Annotated in this window: 15 protein-coding genes, 1 pseudogene and 1 riboswitch; of the genes and pseudogenes, 13 read left to right on the forward strand and 3 right to left on the reverse strand. The window is 55.0% G+C overall.

Annotated elements, in window-relative coordinates; all coding sequences use genetic code 11:
• The first annotated feature begins 453 nt into the window (after positions 1 to 453).
• The 4 genes from ftsY to OCA8868_RS07200 all read left to right on the forward strand — a co-directional run bounded on the left by ftsY (position 454) and on the right by OCA8868_RS07200 (position 4428).
• Positions 454 to 1827 (forward strand): signal recognition particle-docking protein FtsY, encoded by a 1374-nt coding sequence (ftsY, locus tag OCA8868_RS07185; protein ID WP_442417740.1) that lies wholly within the window; start codon positions 454 to 456, stop codon positions 1825 to 1827.
• Positions 1824 to 2756, forward strand: coding sequence for a hypothetical protein (locus tag OCA8868_RS07190; RefSeq protein WP_093995881.1), 933 nt, complete (start codon positions 1824 to 1826; stop codon positions 2754 to 2756). Before ftsY ends, OCA8868_RS07190 begins: the two co-directional genes overlap by 4 nt.
• 2 nt (positions 2757 to 2758) lie before the next feature.
• On the forward strand, positions 2759 to 3673 hold the full coding sequence (locus OCA8868_RS07195; RefSeq protein ID WP_093995882.1) for a hypothetical protein: 915 nt from the start codon (positions 2759 to 2761) through the stop codon (positions 3671 to 3673).
• A gap of 131 nt (positions 3674 to 3804) precedes the next feature.
• Entirely contained in the window at positions 3805 to 4428 is a 624-nt protein-coding gene (locus tag OCA8868_RS07200; RefSeq protein ID WP_093995883.1) for an inner membrane-spanning protein YciB, read from the forward strand.
• Here OCA8868_RS07200 and OCA8868_RS07205 read toward each other — a convergent pair.
• Positions 4425 to 4709 carry a PilZ domain-containing protein gene (locus tag OCA8868_RS07205; RefSeq protein ID WP_093995884.1) on the reverse strand — a complete coding sequence of 95 codons (285 nt, stop codon included), beginning with the start codon at positions 4707 to 4709 and terminating at the stop codon, positions 4425 to 4427. The genes OCA8868_RS07200 and OCA8868_RS07205 overlap by 4 nt on opposite strands.
• 51 nt (positions 4710 to 4760) lie before the next feature.
• On the reverse strand, positions 4761 to 5456 hold the full coding sequence (locus OCA8868_RS07210) for a glutathione S-transferase N-terminal domain-containing protein (RefSeq protein WP_093995885.1): 696 nt from the start codon (positions 5454 to 5456) through the stop codon (positions 4761 to 4763).
• Between the two features lie 80 nt (positions 5457 to 5536).
• A riboswitch (SAM riboswitch) is annotated at positions 5537 to 5614 on the forward strand.
• Positions 5615 to 5661: 47 nt separating this feature from the next.
• Between OCA8868_RS07210 and OCA8868_RS07215 the strand changes: the two genes are divergently transcribed.
• From OCA8868_RS07215 to OCA8868_RS17020, 5 genes and pseudogenes are all read left to right on the forward strand, one after another.
• Positions 5662 to 6840 carry an aminotransferase class V-fold PLP-dependent enzyme gene (locus OCA8868_RS07215; protein WP_093995886.1) on the forward strand — a complete coding sequence of 393 codons (1179 nt, stop codon included), beginning with the start codon at positions 5662 to 5664 and terminating at the stop codon, positions 6838 to 6840.
• Positions 6841 to 7004: 164 nt separating this feature from the next.
• The gene (gene folE2, locus OCA8868_RS07220) at positions 7005 to 8108 is read left to right on the forward strand and encodes a GTP cyclohydrolase FolE2 (protein ID WP_179214821.1); all 1104 of its coding nucleotides are present in this window, start codon (positions 7005 to 7007) and stop codon (positions 8106 to 8108) included.
• 72 nt (positions 8109 to 8180) lie between these two features.
• A complete protein-coding gene (gene rpiB, locus OCA8868_RS07225) occupies positions 8181 to 8624 on the forward strand; it encodes a ribose 5-phosphate isomerase B (RefSeq protein WP_093995888.1) in 444 nt (147 codons plus the stop codon).
• Between the two features lie 54 nt (positions 8625 to 8678).
• Positions 8679 to 10130 (forward strand): TrkH family potassium uptake protein, encoded by a 1452-nt coding sequence (locus OCA8868_RS07230; protein ID WP_093995889.1) that lies wholly within the window; start codon positions 8679 to 8681, stop codon positions 10128 to 10130.
• A 38-nt stretch (positions 10131 to 10168) separates the two neighbouring features.
• Positions 10169 to 11716 (forward strand): annotated as a pseudogene (locus OCA8868_RS17020) (thiamine pyrophosphate-binding protein).
• 5 nt (positions 11717 to 11721) lie between these two features.
• On the opposite strand, the gene OCA8868_RS07240 reads toward OCA8868_RS17020, so the two are convergent.
• The gene (locus OCA8868_RS07240; protein WP_093995890.1) at positions 11722 to 13497 is read right to left on the reverse strand and encodes a serine protease; all 1776 of its coding nucleotides are present in this window, start codon (positions 13495 to 13497) and stop codon (positions 11722 to 11724) included.
• A gap of 207 nt (positions 13498 to 13704) precedes the next feature.
• Between OCA8868_RS07240 and OCA8868_RS07245 the strand changes: the two genes are divergently transcribed.
• Genes OCA8868_RS07245 through glyS form a run of 4 tightly spaced genes read left to right on the forward strand, consistent with a single transcriptional unit; the run spans position 13705 to position 18107 of the window.
• Positions 13705 to 14640 carry a glycine--tRNA ligase subunit alpha gene (locus OCA8868_RS07245; RefSeq protein ID WP_093996192.1) on the forward strand — a complete coding sequence of 312 codons (936 nt, stop codon included), beginning with the start codon at positions 13705 to 13707 and terminating at the stop codon, positions 14638 to 14640.
• Positions 14640 to 15329 carry an FkbM family methyltransferase gene (locus OCA8868_RS07250; protein WP_093995891.1) on the forward strand — a complete coding sequence of 230 codons (690 nt, stop codon included), beginning with the start codon at positions 14640 to 14642 and terminating at the stop codon, positions 15327 to 15329. Before OCA8868_RS07245 ends, OCA8868_RS07250 begins: the two co-directional genes overlap by 1 nt.
• Before the next feature lie 3 nt (positions 15330 to 15332).
• A complete protein-coding gene (locus OCA8868_RS07255; RefSeq protein WP_093995892.1) occupies positions 15333 to 15881 on the forward strand; it encodes a DUF6446 family protein in 549 nt (182 codons plus the stop codon).
• Positions 15882 to 18107 (forward strand): glycine--tRNA ligase subunit beta, encoded by a 2226-nt coding sequence (gene glyS / locus OCA8868_RS07260; RefSeq protein WP_093995893.1) that lies wholly within the window; start codon positions 15882 to 15884, stop codon positions 18105 to 18107.
• Positions 18108 to 18150 lie beyond the last annotated feature (43 nt).

An 18150-nucleotide genomic window follows, 5' to 3' on the forward strand; every position in this document is an offset into this window, starting at 1 on the left:
GCGAATCTAACGCGACATGGCGTCTCAAGCGAGGCTTGTATAAGGAATTTTCATGGTGGCGGGTTACTTCCGCGCATTAGGCCTATTAGGTATTACAAAAGCCTTAGTTCGGAGCCCTCAATGGCGTTTTTTAAGAAGCTCAAAGACCGTTTGTTCAAATCATCCTCAAAAATCGAGGAAGGGTTGGATGCGATCATCGAAGATGGTGGCGTTGAAGAAGAAATTGAGGCGGTTGAACCGGAAACGACAGGTGCTGATGAAGCGCAAGCCACCCTTGCTGCGCAAGAAGAAGCGCGCGTTGAAGCTGAACGGGTTGTTGAGGCAGAGCGCGAACAAGAAGCGGCACGTTTGGCTGAAGAAGAGCGTGCAGCGGCCTTGAAGGCCGAGGAATTGGCGAAAGCAGAACGCGAAGCTGAGGACGCGCGACAAGAACAAGCACGCAAAGAGGCAGAGATCGCCCAACGTGAAGCAGAAGCGCGTGCGCAGGTTGAACAAGCCGAAAATGAACGGCGAGCCGCAGAAGAAGCGGCGCGTCTTGCGGAAGAAAAGGCACAAGCGGAAGCCGAGGCCAAAGCATTGGCCGAAGCGAAAGCCGCGGCAGACGCCGCAGAGGTTGCACGACTGGAGGTCGAAAGGGCTGAACGGGAAAAAGCGGCGCAAGCTGCTGAATTGGAACGGCAAGCTGCCGAGGCACAGCGCAAAGAAAAAGCGCGTATCGCTGAGGCTGAACGTTTGGAACAAGAGGCGCGCCAGGCGGAAGAAAAACGTTTGGCCGAGGAAGCACGCCGCCAAGAAGAAGCCCAACGTCAGAAAGAAGCGCTAGAAGCGGAATTGGCGCGCCAAGCGCAAGCCGAGGAAGACGCACAGCGCGCACAGGCCGAGCGTGAGGCTGAAGAACAACGCCTTGAGACCGAGAAGGCCGCGCAAGAAGAAGCTGCAAAGCCGGGTTTACTTGGGCGGTTGCTTGGGCGCAGTGAGAAGAAAACCGTTGTGCGCCGTGAGCTGGACGACGATATGCTTGAACGTCTGGAAGAGCTGTTGATCAGCGCGGATATGGGCGTGGATACGGCCCTGCGCGTGACATCAAATATGGCGGAAGGGCGATTTGGAAAGCGCCTTTCTACACAAGAAATCAAAGAGTTGCTTGCTGGTGAAATCACCCGCATTATGGAACCCGTAGCTAAACCTATGCCACTTTACCCCACCAAACCGCAGGTCGTTTTGGTTGTCGGGGTGAACGGGTCCGGCAAGACGACGACGATCGGTAAGCTCGCCAGTCAGTTTCAGGCAGCCGGCAAAAAGGTTGTGATTGCAGCTGGCGACACCTTCCGCGCGGCAGCCGTTGAACAGTTGCAAGTCTGGGGTGACCGCGCTGGCGTGCCGGTCCTGACGGCTCCGGAAGGGTCTGATCCTGCGTCACTGGCGTTTGAGGCCATGGAACAGGCTGCACGTGATGGGGCGGACTTGTTGATGATCGACACGGCTGGTCGTTTGCAAAACCGTTCTGACCTGATGGAAGAGCTGCAAAAAATCGTGCGTGTCATTCGCAAGAAAGACCCTGACGCGCCACACAACACATTGTTGGTTCTGGATGCGACGACCGGGCAAAACGCGCTGTCGCAAGTGAAGACATTCCAAGAATTGGCTGACGTCAGCGGTTTGGTCATGACCAAGCTGGATGGCACGGCAAAGGGCGGCGTTTTGGTCGCCTTGGCTGATAAATTTGGCCTTCCGATTCATGCCATAGGGGTGGGGGAACAGATCGATGATCTGGCACCGTTCGACCCAGAAGAATTTGCCGCTGCTTTAACAGGACTTGAGTTATGAGATGTTATGTATTCGCCGCGCTGATGGTTTGCGCTGGCCAAGTTTCGGCACAAGAACGTATGGAATTGTCGACTTGCCAATATGGCTGGGCTGCCGTGGTCCGTTTGATTGCTTCGGATGCTCAACTTCAGCAGATTTCTGTCACCGATGACGGTTGGTGCCAAATCGATGACCTGAAACTTTTGGCGGAACCACAAACCAACTTCAAAGTGGAAACGCTTCGCTGGCGCGCGTCCGATATGGAGCGGTTCGTAGAGCAAGGTTTGCCGCCGCGCTCGCTTGAAATTGTCGGTGTTGGCGTTTCTATCGCGGGCGCGACGGGTGATCGGAATTTGGACTACCTTATGGGGCTTCAGGCCGCGGTACCTGAAACGGGTTTCGGGGTTTTTGTACGGTGGGACGGCGTCCAAAATGCAGTTTTTGTTGATGAGGCCTACGTTGATTTCTCTGCCGAAAACCGGATTGAAGCGACGGCACGTGTTGATGGCGTTGACCTTTCTGATCAGACTGCGATGCAAACAAGTATCGGAAGTATGGGGCTGAAAGATCTTGTTGTAACGACGCAGTTTTCTGGCTGGTTTGAAACATATCTGGCTTTGCCCGTGGGGTACGGTTTGCTACGTGAGGATGGTCCAGAACCAGAAATTCAAGTGCAAGAATTACAGTCTCAAGTCATTGAAATAATTTACAATTTACCAGAAGAGATTGTCCCTGGAACGAGCAAAGAAGCGCTTGGTTCATTCGTTCAGAGTTTGCCTACACCCCGTGGAGCAGCACGCCTGCAACTTAGCGCCAATCCACCACTCGGAGCGTCCCGTATGACACCCTTTGCGCTAATGGCGGATACGCCTGCACTGGATGAGATCGTTGAACTTGGACTGGACGGCGTCGATCTTTTGTTCACGTGGAACCCGAAGGGAGGCAACTAATAATGAAGTATTTCATTCCAACGGCACTTGTCGCGATGATGGCAATGCCAGCTGATGCGTTTGAACGGATGATGCGCAGCGATTGTCAGGTCGGTTTCGAAAAGCTCGCAGAACTCATGCAGCCCGATGATACGAGCACAGCCGCGATGTCGAACGGTATTCGCGTTACGCCGCAAGGCTGGTGCGAAATGCGCGGCGGTACGGCGGGATTGGAAGACGCTGAGTTTGGCACCTTGGAATGGCGTGCTGAGGGTGTAACGCGTTGGACGCGTGATGGGATTCCACCGCTCGCGTTGGAAGTCCGAATAACTGGGTTGGACCCCGATGAGATGCAGGGTGGAATGAACACTGGCCGTCCGAACGTAGATGTTGAGGTGCTGTTGCGCCAATTGCCAGATGCCGGAATGATCGTGATCGAACGCGCCGTTATGGAAAATAACGCAGGCGATAGCATGACGGTGTCAGGCGTATTTGAACGCGTGTTTTTGTCTTCACCTTCGATGATGCAAGTCTCGATGGGTTCAGCCGCGTTTAAGGCCGGGTTGATTTCCCTGACGCTGGAAGGAACCCATGAAAACCCGTTCGGGTTCGGGGTCGATGTTGAAATGCGGGGCGTGCCGCAAGCGCAACGCGATGCAGCCTTTGATCTTATCTCTAAGCTGCCAGATGGCGTGGTTGATGATGCGTCTCGCGCGGAACTTACCGCCTTTGCAGGTGACTTGCCCAAACCTGTTGGCACGCTTGAAGTGTCTGTATCCTCAGCGCAGGGTCTTGGGCTGATGCAGGTGGGTATGTGGATGTACAACAGCCTCGAAGCCGTCATTTCCGACGACGTTGATGGTAGTGAGCTGGAAATTCTTCTGCACGGCATTTCGGTTGAGGCTGACTGGGCGCCCGACGCACAAGTCGCGGACTAACTGAACGAGGCGCGCGCCCCTCAGTCTATGGATCGTTTCACCAAGAACCGTCTACCTGCGTCGCTTGATTTTGATCGCATTTATCGCTTTTGGGGGCTGTAATCGTGCGTGTTGGCGGTTAGGTGAGCGGGATGAGCGAAAAATCAGTGAACCCCGCCTTGAAGCAGGTCCTCGAATTGGGGCCGACAATCGTCTTCTTCGTGATCTATTTGCGGATCAAAGAAGAAGTCTACACCTTTGGCGGCACGGAGTATTCCGGCTTTATCGTCGCAACGATTGTTTTTGTACCTATCCTTTTGGCGTCAATGGCGGTGCTTTGGTACCTGACTGGAAAACTCAGCCGAATTCAGGTGTTTACCGCATTCATGGTTATTTTCTTTGGGGCCTTAACCGCGTGGTTCAACGATGAGCGGTTCTTCAAAATGAAGACGTCTATTGTGAACGGCATGTTCGCAGTGATCCTTGGTGCGGGCCTTTTGCGCGGCAAAAGCCTGCTTCAATATGTGATGGGCGACATGATCCCGATGGAACAAGAGGGCTGGATGATCCTCACAAAACGCTTGGCGCTAGGGTTTGCTGTTTTGGCAATCGCGAACGAATTCGTTTGGCGCACCATGTCTACGGATGCTTGGGTGAAAATCGAAACCTTCGCGTTTCCAGCGGCTTTGTTCCTGTTCTTATGGGCGCAGATCGTCATGTTGCAGAAATATGTGATTGAACCGGATGAAGACGCAAGCGACGTTGAAAACAGCTAGGCTGACACCCTTTGTAGGTCACGAATGAGGTGAAGCCCATGGGTGGTTAACTCGTTTTCAAATTTCAGACCCGTTAGTTTTTCCATTGACCACATCACGAATGCACGGGTTTGCCCGAATGTGTAATCCAAAACGATCGTGTCGCCTTTTTTGAACTGATGATCGGTCATGATGCAGCCGCCGTTTAAGCTAATATTGCAAATCGTGGCCCCAAACATTTCCGGCCCTTGGCGTATGACAATGGGGTAATTGGCGGGATAACGCTTTTGACGGGCGGACATGACAACTCCTTACTCACCAAGCCACTGTCGCGGGCAAGTATGAAGAAGTCGTTAGCCGCGCTTGAAAAGCGCGTCCTGGGCGGCCTTGTTTCCTTTAAAATCACCACGTTTTTCCGCAGCTACAGCGCGGCCCGCTATGACCGCTGGGCGGGCGGAAACTGTTTCAAGCCAACGGGCCATGTTTGGCTTGTCGTCCAGCGTTTGCTGTTGTCCTTCCCACAAAGATGCCCAACCCCAGATCGACATATCTGCGATGGAATAGAAATCACCCGCGACGAATTCATGATTGGTCAGCTGGCGGTCCAATACACCATAAAGACGTGCCGTTTCAGCACGGTAGCGGTCCCTGGCGTAGGGAAGGTCGTTTGGCGGATCCATGTTTGGCGCGTATTTCAGGAAGTGGTGCGCTTGGCCTGCCATTGGCCCCAAACCACCCATTTGCCACATCAACCATTGATCAACGGCAATGCGGTCCCGTTCGGTCGGGCCGCCAAACTTGCCGGTTTTGCGGGCGAGATATTGCAGGATCGCGCCGCTTTCGAAAATCGCAATTGCAGCACCATCTGGCCCGTCAGGATCAATGATCGCAGGCATCCGGTTATTGGGCGCAATTTTAAGGAACTCTGGCTTAAATTGGTCACCCGCTCCGATGTCGATCAGGTTCACGCGGTAATCCAAACCCATTTCTTCCAGGCAGATGGTGGCTTTCCAGCCGTTCGGCGTGGGCCAATAATATAGGTCAATCATTGCGTGTGCTCCTTTGGCGTCACAATGACGAATGTTCAGCCAAGGGCAAGTTGGTTGACGCCAAACAAGCACAGGCGTATTCGACACCCAGTGGCGATTTGTTACCGGATTGCGGGCCACTTTAAACATGCTGCTAAAAAGGGAACGGGTTTGCCCCGATACCTTTGCCGGTGTCGGGGCTTTGTCGTTCAAAAGGGGACACGAGATGAAAAATTGGAAGAAACGCACCAAAGCGGTGCACGCAGGCACACGTCGCAGCCAGTATGGTGAGGTCAGCGAGGCCGTCTTTCTGACGCAGGGGTTTGTCTACCCGTCAGCGGAAGCTGCAGAAGCGCGGTTTGAAGCCTTGGGTGAGGATGAATTCATCTACGCCCGCTACGGCAACCCAACCGTGCGCATGTTCGAAGACCGCATGGCGTCATTGCTGGGCTATGAAGACGCGTTTGCATGTACTTCCGGTATGGCGGCGGTGTCTGGTGCGCTTATGGCTATGTTGAAGGCGGGCGATCATGTTGTGTCCAGCCGCGCGTTGTTTGGGTCGTGTTTGTACGTTCTGGAAGACATCCTCGCGCGGTTTGGCGTTGAAATCACGCTTGTGGATGGAACGGACAACGCCGCATGGGATGCGGCAATCCGGCCAGATACGACACTGGTGTTTCTTGAAACAATATCTAATCCGACGCTTGAGGTCGTTGACCTGCGCCATGTTTGTGACTCCGCCCATAAGGTCGGCGCACTGGTTCTGGTAGATGATGCGATGGCCACACCGATCTATTCCTACGCCGCTGAATGCGGGGCTGATCTGGCCATGGTCTCGACCACGAAACACGTGGACGGGCAGGGGCGGATGCTGGGCGGGTTGATCGCCGGCAACAAAGACTTGGTACGCGGGCCCATTGAGACCTACATGAAACACACCGGCGGCGCGATGAATCCGTTTACGGCTTGGACGCACCTTAAGGCATTGGAAACGCTCGATTTGCGGGTTAATCAGCAATCCAGCACAACGCTTGCGATTACTGAAGCGCTTGATGGCCACCCGAAACTCAACGCAGTGCGCTACCCGACCCATTCCGGCCACCCGCAACATGAACTCGCGCGCGCGCAGGCGGAGTCTGGTGGAACCGTATTGGCGCTTGAGGTCAAAGGCGGCAAAGACGCGTGCTTCAAGTTCCTTAACGCGCTGGAATTGTTCACCATTTCAAACAATTTCGCGGACGCAAAATCCATCGTTACGCACCCTGCCACCACAACGCATCAGCGGCTGCCACAGGATCAGAAAGACCTGCTTGGAATTTCCGGCGGCTTGGTACGGCTTTCCGCCGGGCTTGAGGATGCAGGTGACTTGATTGACGATTTGCTGGCGGCGCTGGACGCAATCTAGGGTCGATTTGTCGTTTACCGAGATGGACTCGCCTTTTGGGGGCTATAAGGTCATTGTTAAGGGCGCATTGTCGTCACTTTCACGCTTCGGGAGCACAATTGGTGGAAAACGATCACGATCATCCCCATGTTGAGGTTCTCCGCGCGCTATCAGAGGGCGACGACATGAACATCCATACCAGTGAGCCAGAGCGCACATTGACCCATGAGGAAGCGGCTGAGGCATTGGCCTTGTTGCGCCATTGGGCAGGGCAGGTGAGCGAGGAAGAAGTCGTAGCGCTTGATCCATTGGTATCGCGTTTGGTCCCGGGCCGTGAGCTGAGCAACTATCCAGCTTTGGCACGCGCTTACCCAGAAGAGTTCGAGGTTGACGAGACCTATAAGGCGTCGATGCCTGACCTTCAGAACGGGCCAAGCAGCCTGATTAAGGGCGCAAAACGTGCAATCCAACACGTGGGGATTTCCAACTTCCGCCTTCCGATCCGGTTTCACCGCCGCGATGGGGCCGATCTGACACTTGAGACCTCCGTGACGGGCACTGTCAGCCTTGAGGCGGAAAAGAAGGGCATCAACATGTCCCGCATCATGCGAACCTTTTACAAGCACGCCGAAAAGACCTTTAGTTTCGAAGTCATCGATGCCGCCCTTGATGCCTATAAGACCGATCTGGAAAGCTTTGACGCCCGCATCATGATGCGCACGTCCTTTCCGATGAAGGTAAACTCGCTGCGCTCTGGGCTGTCGGGGTATCAGTACTACGACATCGCGCTTGAGCTGATCGAGGCGGACAATGTGCGCAAAAAGATCGTGCATTTGGACTACGTCTATTCCAGCACATGCCCGTGTTCACTGGAACTGTCCGAACATGCACGCCAGTTCCGCGGGCAGCTCGCGACACCGCATTCACAGCGATCCGTTGCACGGGTGTCTGTGGAGATGGCGCAAGACGCGGATATTTTGTGGTTCGAAGACCTGATCGACATGTGCCGCGCGGCCGTGCCGACCGAGACCCAAGTGATGGTGAAACGCGAAGACGAGCAAGCCTTTGCAGAACTCAACGCCGCCAACCCAATCTTTGTTGAAGACGCTGCACGCCTTTTTGCCGAGACATTTCAAGCGGATGTGCGCATTGCGGATTACCGCGTGATCGCGTCCCACCAAGAAAGCCTGCACAGCCACGATGCAGTGTCTGTTTTGACCGAAGGCAGCACGTTTGACGCGGAATCACTGGACCCACGCTTGTTCGCGACATTGTTCCATGTCGGCTAATGCATCTCTGGACGCCAACACACCCTCTGGTATGAGTGTCTGGAAATCCATCTGCTAAGAACGGAATACCCCATGTCAGACGCTAAACGCATCGTTCTCTCAAGTGACCACGCTGATATCGAACTTCGTCAGACCATCGCAAAGCACGTTGCAGCCAAAGGCTGGGACGTGGTCGATATTGGCCCGATGACCTCGGAAAGTACGCATTACCCAATTCACGGCGAGGCGGCTGCACAAAAGGTTGCATCAGGCGATTGTCAGCTTGGGATTATTCTGTGCGGTACAGGGCAGGGCATTATGATGGCCGCAAACAAGGTTAAGGGTATCCGTTGCGGCGTGTGCTCAGACACGTTTTCTGCTCGTATGATCCGCCAGCACAACGATGCCAATATGCTGTCCCTTGGTGCACGCGTAACGGGCGAGGGGCTTGCCCTTGATATCGTCGATGCGTTCTTGGACGCGGAATTTGAAGGCGGACGCCACGCAACACGCGTTGCGATGATCGAGCCCAGCTAAGCGCTAGGTGCGAGGTCGCTTGACACGGCGCTCCCCTCAAGCCAACCGTTACCCATGTTAGACGTACGCCCCGTTGGATATGTGATCGGCCTGTTGGTCGCGGCCCTTGGGGTCACGATGTTCGCGCCTTTGCTGGCCGACTTGGTGTCGGGCAATGGCCATTGGCCCGTTTTCCTTGAAAGCGCTGTGATTACCATTCTGGTAGGTGGGCTTGTGTCTTTGTCGTGCCAGAACGGCATTTCCTCGGGCCTTAGCATTCGCCAAACTTTCCTTTTGACCACGCTGGTCTGGCTGGCGCTGCCGTTGTTCGGCTCATTGCCGTTCATGTTGGGCGGGTCCGAACTGAATTTTACCGATGCCTTCTTTGAGGCGATGTCGGGGCTAACGACCACTGGCTCAACCGTCATCACAGGTATTGAGAACCTTCCCGAGGGGCTGAAGCTGTGGCGCGGTGTGCTGCAGTGGCTTGGCGGGATTGGTATTATTGTTGTGGCGATGGTTTTTCTGCCAGAACTGCGCGTTGGAGGTATGCAGATCTTCCGAAGCGAAGGTTTTGATACCATGGGTAAAATCTTGCCCCGCGCCACCGAGATTTCATCGCGCATTTCGGTTATTTATGTTGGCCTGACGATGGCCTGCACGATCACCTATTCGGTTATGGGCATGAACAACTTTGATGCGTTCATCCATGCCATGACCACGATCGCGACGGGCGGTTTTGCCAATTATGATGCTTCTTTCGGGCGGTTTGGGGCTGGGGTTGAATATGCCAGCGTTGTTTTCATGTTGCTCGCGGCATTGCCGTTCGTTCGCTACGTTCAGCTGATCTCCGGCGGCGGCGCGATGCCGCTGTTCAAAGACAGCCAAATCCGTACGTTTTTCATCGTTGCATTCACGTTAGTCGCAGTCCTTGCGCTTTGGCAGTGGTCGCACAGTGCACGTATGAACGAGACCACATTTCGCCAATCGTTGTTCAATGTCGTTTCGATCCTGACGGGGACGGGATATGCGAGCGCGGATTACATGCAGTGGGGCCCGTTCGCCGTTACGATGTTCTTCTTCATTGGCCTGATCGGTGGCTGCGCGGGATCGACAGCGTGCAGCGTGAAAATCTTCCGCTACCAACTGCTATTCACATCAATCAAAGCGCAAATTCGGCGCATCCATTCCCCAAACGGCATATTCACACCGCGCTATCAGGGGCGCGCAGTTGGTGACGACGTTCTAAGCTCGGTTATGGCGTTCTTTGTGGCGTTCATGGTTGCGATTGGCGTGGTTGGTGTCGCCTTGGCGTTTACGGGCTTGGATTTCATTACATCGATTTCCGGCGCGGCAACGGCACTGGCAAACGTAGGGCCAGGGCTTGGTAATGAAATCGGCCCTGCGGGCAGTTTCGCGGGGCTGAACGATACCGCTAAATGGATACTCGCAATCGCGATGCTTGTGGGACGGCTTGAGATCATGGCCGTCTTTACCATCATCAGCTGGCACTTCTGGAGGGACTAAGCATGACGGCACGACCCTTGGGCGCGCAAATATCGCACATGCTGAAAGATCGTGGTGTTGATGTGACTTTCGGCATTCCCGGCGTGCACAATCAAGAAATGTAACGCGGTATCGAAGAGGCCGGCATCACCCATGTACTTGCACGCCACGAACAGGGCGCAGGGTTTATGGCCGATGGATACGCGCGCGCAACGGGTGGTTTCGGGGTGTGTTACGTCATCATAGGGCCGGGTTTGTGCAACATCATGACCCCGCTTGGTCAGGCCTATTCGGACAGCGTTTCTGTTCTGTGCCTTTCTAGCTGTCTGGATGATACCGTGGACCGTAAGGGGCAGCTTCACCAGATGAAAGACCAAGAAGGCGCGGCGGCGACTGTTTGTGATTGGTCCGAAACGGCAGCGGATGCCAAGACGACCTACCGTTTGATCGACCGCGCCATAGCGGACTTTGCGTGCGGCGATCCACGGCCCAAGAATATATCGGTGCCAATTGCGGCGCTGGAGGGCACAGCAGAGCCCCATGACGGGAAGCCCCTGCCAGCGGGTTCGAGGGGCTGCCGTTTAAGGCTGACCTAGTAGTCGTCGCTGCTTCCCTTCGCGCCGCGAAGAAACCTTTAATTGTCCTCGGTGGCGGGGCGAAAGGCGCGGCCGACTGGCTCATCGGCTTGTTAGAGCGGACCAATGCGGCCACATTTTGCACCTTCGCCGGGCGTGGGATTGTGCCGCTCGACTACCCACTGCATTTTGGCCCCTTTCTGACGCGTCCGGATAGTGCCCGTGTTATCGGCGAGGCTGATTTGGTTCTCGTGATCGGATCGCAACTGGCCGAAGTTGTCATCTGGCGCGAACATCTGGGTCACACAGCGGAAATGATCCGCGTGGACACGAGCCAAGAGGCGCTGACCACGGATGTGGGTGCCACCAAGAGTATATTGGCTGATGCGGCGTGTTTCGTGGGCTTGTTGGCTCTGGAACTTGGTGATGCAACTCAAGCCTCGGATTGGACCGCAAATACTATCGCTAAGACCCGCGTAAAGTGGCGCAGTGAAGTAGGCGCGGAGTTCCCAAACATTCTGCCGATCATGGATGCCCTGCGCGATGCGATGCCAGATGACGCGATGATCTATTCGGAGATGACCCAATTCGCCTACGCGGCGAAAGAGGTCTGGGACATGCCGCGCCCGGGCCATTGGCACCATCCGTCTGGCTTTGGCTCCTTGGGCTATGCGCTGCCTGCCTCCATCGGTGGTGCTGTGGCGTGGGCTGCCGACCCTGTGCATCCACGGGGACTATGGCATCCAATACACGATTGCTGAATTGGCAACCGCTGTGGAGCTTGGCCTGTCTTTGCCGATCATCCTTTGGGACAACGGCAAGCTGGGAGCAATCGAGGACAGCATGGTCGCCGCACAAATCGCGCCCAATTCAGTGATCCAGCGCAATCCTGACTTCATGGCGCTCGCTACAGCGTACGGCGCGAGGGCGTCTCAGCCAGAGACGCTTGCCGAGATCGCACCCGCTTTAGACGCCGCGTTTAAAGCGGATGTGCCGACAATTATCCGTTTAACACCTGCCTTGGCAGTTTGACGGATTTAGTCGTTCCAGCAGCTCACGAGGACGGCCATATCAGCGGCCATCAATGTCAAAGCTTCTGGCGTCATGTAGGCGAGGGAATCCGTGGTTGCGACGTCAATGCCAGCACCTGAAACGGACGAGATGATCTGGTCGGCATCCATCGAAAACGACACTTCGGGTGGCAAAGACTGCCCGTTTGTCTGTTCCTTCGGAAGCAACATTCCTAGAACCGCGCCACCATTGTCATAGACTGGGCCGCCCGCATCACCGGGTTGTGCGTAAATCGACAGGCGTTTGACGTCGTCTTCGCCGTTTAACCCGCGAATGTCGGCGAGTGTGCCAAAGGTAAGGGCAGGGGTCGTCAGCACGCCACCGTATGGGAAACCTGCGACGGCAACCTCGGCCTGAAGACGCGGCACGCCAGTTTGGAATTCAGCAAAGGCAGGCGGCGCAAGGCGCGTTGATGGGCGCAGGACCGCAAGACCAAGGGTTTCATCCTGATGAACAACTGTTGCGTCATGCTCCATACCAAGTGTGATGGACGTGCATTCGCCGATGGCTTCGATCGTTGTCAGCACTTCGCCAGACCCGTTGATATAGAAACCGGAACGGTCGCGGATCGGCTTGCGCACGGCAAGGCCCGCCACAAGATCAATAGCTTGGTCCTCGTCAGGGCGGGCAATGGCAGGGTCAAGCACACCGTCAATGGTTGTGAAGCTTGCCTGCATTTCTGCCAGCACCCGGCGGCGGCGTTCATCATCGCCTGCAGGCCAAATTAGCGTGAAGCCTTTGATCTCGTTGTTTTCAAGAACAACGGAAGTGTAGGAATGAACACTGTCGTCAAATCCTTCGATTTCAAAGCCGCGGTCACGGCGGGAACGTTCACCCGTAGGCGGAATTATCGCCAGTGTTTGCAGGATTTCATATAGCCCAAACATGCGTGTCCGATCACCCGGTTGAGAGATCAGCAGTACCTGTGCCGCAATATCGCCGGACGCATCAAAACGTGCGAAAGGGGGCTCGTACTCAGCGAACTTCACAACGCCAGTCGGGATCTGCATTTCGACGCCGGAAGCATCATCGCGCACCAGCTGAAGGCCCATACCATCGAGAATTGAGTTGTAGGCGGCCAGAAGTTCAGCACGTTGGCCGGTTGTTAAAACACCAGTCGGCTCGTGGTTGTTGGCTTCTTGCCAAGCAACCATCGAACGACGCGTCCCGCGGCCGTAAGCACCATCAATTGCACTATCGTAGAATCCCGCCCATTGAAGTGCTGTCTGCAGCAGACGTTTTTGGTCACGATCCAGAGCTTGCTCACTTGCTTGCGCTTCGCGGTAGGTTTCATCAGGTGTTTGGATCGGGTCTGGTTCTGGAATTGGCTCAGGCTCAACTGCGGCCACAGGCGTTTCCTCAATCGGCGTTTCAGTCGTTGTTTGCGTTTCGACCTCAACCGGCGCAGTTGGCGTTGTTACGCCGACAGGCCAAAACTGCGTGCGAAAACGCCCACCGTCCACGATGTAGCTGTCGCTAGGGATGACACCTGCGCGGCGCAATTGGCTTAGCTGGGCGTCCGCATCAACCGGCGCATAAGGGCCAAGCGCGATACCGTACCATCCACCAGGAAGCGCGAAACCTGTAACGTCCGGCACGCCCGCCGCAGAATATCCACGCGCCGCGTCCTGTGCGCCAGTCAACGTGCGTTGAGCTTCGACTTGAACCCAAACGCTTTGTTGAGCCGCCGCCGGTAGCGCCATAAGAATACTAACAATCAATGTGGAAAAAATACGAAGCATGGCTGTAAAAACGTCCCTAAAATGTCTGGCGATTGCATTCCCAATCGCGCGTACCGCGCTTTTTAACACTCTTGCGACAAAGCGCACGTGGAAAGTGTCGGGAAAGTAAGGAAATTTACCGAATTATAAGAGGATCGTATGGATTTGCGTACATTGACCCTCGTCGCGCAGCAACTTATGCAAGCCCTAGCAATCCAAGAGGGTCCCATGGCCGATACACCACGCAGTTTCCAAGAGATTATCCTTCGTCTTCAGTCCTATTGGGCTGCTAAGGGCTGCGCATTGATGCAGCCCTACGATATGGAGGTCGGCGCGGGCACGTTTCACCCTGCCACCACGCTGCGTTCCTTGGGGGATGTTCCTTGGGCCGCGGCCTATGTGCAGCCCTCGCGCCGCCCAACAGATGGCCGCTATGGTGAAAACCCGAACCGCTTGCAGCACTACTACCAGTTTCAGGCGTTGATTAAGCCGAGCCCACCCAACCTGCAGGAACTTTACCTCGGCTCGCTCGAAGCGATCGGTATCGACATGGAGATGCACGACATCCGCTTCGTTGAGGACGACTGGGAAAGCCCGACATTGGGGGCGTCCGGACTTGGCTGGGAAGTCTGGTGTGACGGCATGGAAGTGTCGCAATTCACTTATTTTCAACAGGTTTGTGGCCATGACTGCCACCCTGTTTCGGGCGAGCTGACTTACGGCCTCGAACGCCTTGCGATGTATGTTTTGGGCGTCGATCACGTGATGGACATGCCGTTCAACGACCCTGATGCACCGATCGCGCTGACCTATGGCGACGTTTTCAAGCAGGCGGAACAGGAATATTCGCGGTTCAACTTTGATATTGCGGACACTGACATTCTGCTCACGCATTTTGAAGATGCGGAACGTGAATGCGCCGCGATCCTTAGCCACGAACACATAGACCCGAAGAATGGCAACAAGATCGTCATGGCGCAGCCAGCGTATGACCAGTGCATTAAGGCCAGCCATTTGTTTAACTTGCTCGATGCGCGCGGTGTGATTTCGGTCACCGAACGCCAAGCCTACATCGGACGTGTTCGGGCATTGTCCAAACTTTGCGCCGATGCGTTCCTTCAGACGGCTGCCGGTGGTGCTGCGGCCGAAAAGGAAACCGCCTGATGGCTGATACCCAAAAACCCACAGTGGCTGAGCTGGAAAAGCAAATCGGCGGGCTGAAACGCCGTGTCAAACGTCAACGTATGGTCGGGTATTACAACGGCCTGTTGGACGGGTATCTTCTGTCTCTTGGCCCTGACGACATCATTGTCGACTGCGGTGCCAATGTTGGCGAAATTTCAGCGCGAATGGCCGCTTCTGGCGCGCAGGTTCATGCGTTCGAGCCCGATCCATGGACGTTTGAGCGGCTTGAACGCTCAACCAAAGATCTGGACAATGTGACATGCATTCAGGCCGGGGTTGGTGCGGAAGCGGGCGAATTCACGCTTTATCGCTCTTCCGACTGGGACGATCGTCCTAAACGTGCCTCAGTCGCGTCGTCCATTGTTGCCGACATGCGCGACGTTGACGACAGCGCTGAAGGCATTTCCGTATCGGTCATCGATTTGCCTGCGTGGCTGGAAGAAAAGATTGCCGAAGGCCATCGGATTGGTTTGGTGAAAATCGATATCGAAGGGGCGGAGCTGGACCTGATGGAAGCGATCATGGACAAAGGTTTGCCGCACAAGATCGGTCTGATCCTCGTTGAAACCCATGAAAAACAATTGCCGCAGGAGGCCGACCGATTTGCCGCGTTGCGTGAACGGGCCAAGGATTTCCCCGAAGGCAGCATTAATCTGGACTGGATTTAAGTTATGAACGCGACGCGTCTTGCCATCTTGGGTATCCTGATTCCTGCCTTTCTTGGCGGTGCTTTCATGTACTATAACCTCGTCTACGCTGGTTACGGGGAACTCACTCAAGAGGAAGTTGGAGAAATTCAACTGATCAGCATCGTTACCGGCGAAGCAGAGCCAATGATGTTGGATAATGTAAAGGCGATCGACACTATCGAAGACGGCGTACGGTTATCGGGGGCGATATCATTCCGTGTGTGCTTCGACGCTCCGCAAAGCCTAGCAATGTTATCGGAAACTTACGTTATCATGGACGAGCCGGTCCCTTTGACAGCGCCGTCGTGGTTTGAGTGCTTTGACGCGCAAGAAATCGGCAAAGCCTTAGAAGACGGCGAGGCCATTGCCTTCATGAGCGAAGAAAACATCAGCTACGGTGTGGACCGCGTTGTTGCCGTTCTGCCTGACGGCCGTGGTTTCGTTTGGCACCAACTTAACGCGTGCGGGGAAGCTGTTTTTGCCGGCGATAATACCCCTGAAGACTGCCCAGAACCGCCGGAGGATTTCTAAATGCCTGATCTGTTGATTGAACTCTTTTCCGAGGAAATCCCTGCGCGGATGCAAGCCAAAGCTGCCGCTGATTTGCAGAAATTGGTGACCGACGGATTGGTTGAAGCGGGCCTGACCTATGCTGGTGCCGGTGCGTTTTCTACGCCCCGTCGTTTGGCGCTTTCTATCGAAGGTCTGAGTGCGGAAAGCCCCGACACACGTGAAGAACGCAAGGGGCCGAAAGTCGGCGCGCCAGACGGTGCGATTGACGGGTTTTGCCGTGGTGCAGGCGTGTCGCGTGATAGCCTCGAAATACGTGATGCAGGCAAAGGTGAAGTCTATTTCGCGGTGATCGAAAAGTCGGGCCGTAAGGCCGCGGACGTCGTCGCCGAAGTGCTTGAATCAGCGATCCGTAACTTTCCTTGGCCCAAGTCCATGCGCTGGGGGTCTGGCGCGTTGAAATGGGTGCGCCCGCTACATTCTATCGTTTGCATCTTAACCGATGAAAGCGGCGCCACAGTCGTTCCGGTGTCTGTTGATGATATCACTGCGAGCGATGTCACGCGGGGCCACCGATTTATGGCGTCAGATGAATTTTCTGTAACGTCTTTCGAGGATTACGAGGTGAAGTTAAAGCGCGCCAATGTTGTTTTGCGTGCTGATGAACGTGCCGATATGATCTGGTCTGAGGCATCCAATCAAGCATTCGCGGCCGGCTTGGAATTGGTTGAAGACAAGGGGCTGCTGGCTGAGGTGTCCGGCCTCGTGGAATGGCCCGTTGTGTTGATGGGCACTATCGCGGATGACTTTTTGTCCCTCCCACCAGAGGTGCTGACAGCCTCCATGCGCGAGCACCAAAAGTTCTTCTCGGTGAAGGATAAGACGGGTCAAGTTGTACGGTTCGTCACGGTGGCAAACCGCGAAACCAAAGACCAAGGCGCGACCATTTTGGCGGGCAACCAGAAGGTGCTGTTTGCACGTCTGTCGGACGCGAAATTCTTCTGGGAAAACGATCTGCGCGTTGCCAAAGCGGGTGGTCAGGAATGGCTCGATTCCTTGGGCAATGTGACGTTCCACAATAAGCTGGGCACCGTTGCCGAGCTGGTGGATCGTATGGCTGCGCTTTCAGGTGAGATCGCACCGGTTGTTGGAGCTGACGCGGTTGAAGCGGTTGAGGCGGCGAAGTTCGCCAAGGCCGACCTGAGTTCCGAAATGATTTATGAGTTCCCTGACCTTCAGGGTCTGATGGGCCGCTATTATGCCAAAGAAGCGGGTAAGTCCGACGCCGTAGCATTAGCTGCGCAGGAACACTACTCACCGCTTGGCCCGTCTGATGATGTGCCAAACGCGCCGGTTTCTGTCGCTGTGGCTTTGGCCGAAAAGATCGACAAGCTGACGGGTTTTTGGGCGATTGATGAGAAACCGACAGGAAGCAAAGACCCGTTCGCGCTGCGGAGAGCGGCGTTGGGCGTTATTCGGTTGGTGTTGGAGAATGGGCTGACGCTAAAATTGCGCAATTTGACATTGTTACCTTTGGTTTCGTTTCAAGGTAAAGTCCAAATGGATGAAAAATTTGGAGAGGTCGGGAAAGCATATGATGGTTTGAATGATCTTGGTAAAGAAGGCTTGGCTTCAGCCGTTCTTAGTGGATTTACATCTGAAGTAATGGCGGAGACAGAAGCAGAGACGCTTAAATTTGCTGGGGAGGCTAAGGCACGTAGTGCCGACCTACTCTCCTTCTTCCATGACCGCCTTAAGGTTTACCTCAAGGACGAAGGCGTCTCTCATGATGTCATCGACGCGTCCCTTGCGATGCCGGGCAATGATGACCTGCTGTTGTTGGTGAACCGTGCCAAGGCGCTGGCTGCGTTCCTGAAAACTGATGACGGAACGAACCTGATCCAAGGGTTTAAACGTGCCAATAACATCCTGTCCCAAGCTGAGGACAAGGACGGGGTTGAGTATTCTTACGGTGCGGATGTGAAGTTCGCGGAAACTGACGAGGAAAAAGCACTGTTTAAGGCGCTGGATGCTGCGGATGCGAAGATTGCACCTGCGATGGCCGCTGAAGACTTTGCCACAGCGATGTCGACAATGGCAGAGCTGCGTGCGCCAATTGATGCGTTTTTTGATGCGGTTCAGATCAATGCGGAAAGCGAGGTTTTGCGCCGCAATCGCCTGAATATGTTGAGCCGCATTCGTACGATCTGCCTGAGCGTGGCAGACTTGCGCAAACTTGAGGGTTAAGGAAACTGTAAGGTTATCCTTGCCCTGTGAGGGCACCGCACTA

Origin of the sequence: Octadecabacter ascidiaceicola, from assembly GCF_900185015.1 — a bacterium.
Taxonomy (GTDB): Bacteria; Pseudomonadota; Alphaproteobacteria; order Rhodobacterales; family Rhodobacteraceae; genus Octadecabacter; species Octadecabacter ascidiaceicola.

Bases quoted from the DNA above. Each gene is read 5' to 3' on its own strand.
- folE2 (WP_179214821.1), top strand. From the start codon at position 7,005: ATGAACATCCATACCAGTGAGCCAGAGCGCACATTGACCCATGAGGAA.
- OCA8868_RS07245 (WP_093996192.1), top strand. From the start codon at position 13,705: ATGGCCGATACACCACGCAGTTTCCAAGAGATTATCCTTCGTCTTCAG.
- OCA8868_RS07195 (WP_093995882.1), top strand. From the start codon at position 2,759: ATGAAGTATTTCATTCCAACGGCACTTGTCGCGATGATGGCAATGCCA.
- OCA8868_RS07240 (WP_093995890.1), bottom strand. From the start codon at position 13,497: ATGCTTCGTATTTTTTCCACATTGATTGTTAGTATTCTTATGGCGCTA.
- OCA8868_RS07190 (WP_093995881.1), top strand. From the start codon at position 1,824: ATGAGATGTTATGTATTCGCCGCGCTGATGGTTTGCGCTGGCCAAGTT.
- OCA8868_RS07215 (WP_093995886.1), top strand. From the start codon at position 5,662: ATGAAAAATTGGAAGAAACGCACCAAAGCGGTGCACGCAGGCACACGT.
- OCA8868_RS07250 (WP_093995891.1), top strand. From the start codon at position 14,640: ATGGCTGATACCCAAAAACCCACAGTGGCTGAGCTGGAAAAGCAAATC.
- rpiB (WP_093995888.1), top strand. From the start codon at position 8,181: ATGTCAGACGCTAAACGCATCGTTCTCTCAAGTGACCACGCTGATATC.
- OCA8868_RS07210 (WP_093995885.1), bottom strand. From the start codon at position 5,456: ATGATTGACCTATATTATTGGCCCACGCCGAACGGCTGGAAAGCCACC.
- OCA8868_RS07200 (WP_093995883.1), top strand. From the start codon at position 3,805: ATGAGCGAAAAATCAGTGAACCCCGCCTTGAAGCAGGTCCTCGAATTG.
- OCA8868_RS07205 (WP_093995884.1), bottom strand. From the start codon at position 4,709: ATGTCCGCCCGTCAAAAGCGTTATCCCGCCAATTACCCCATTGTCATA.
- OCA8868_RS07230 (WP_093995889.1), top strand. From the start codon at position 8,679: ATGTTAGACGTACGCCCCGTTGGATATGTGATCGGCCTGTTGGTCGCG.
- glyS (WP_093995893.1), top strand. From the start codon at position 15,882: ATGCCTGATCTGTTGATTGAACTCTTTTCCGAGGAAATCCCTGCGCGG.
- OCA8868_RS07255 (WP_093995892.1), top strand. From the start codon at position 15,333: ATGAACGCGACGCGTCTTGCCATCTTGGGTATCCTGATTCCTGCCTTT.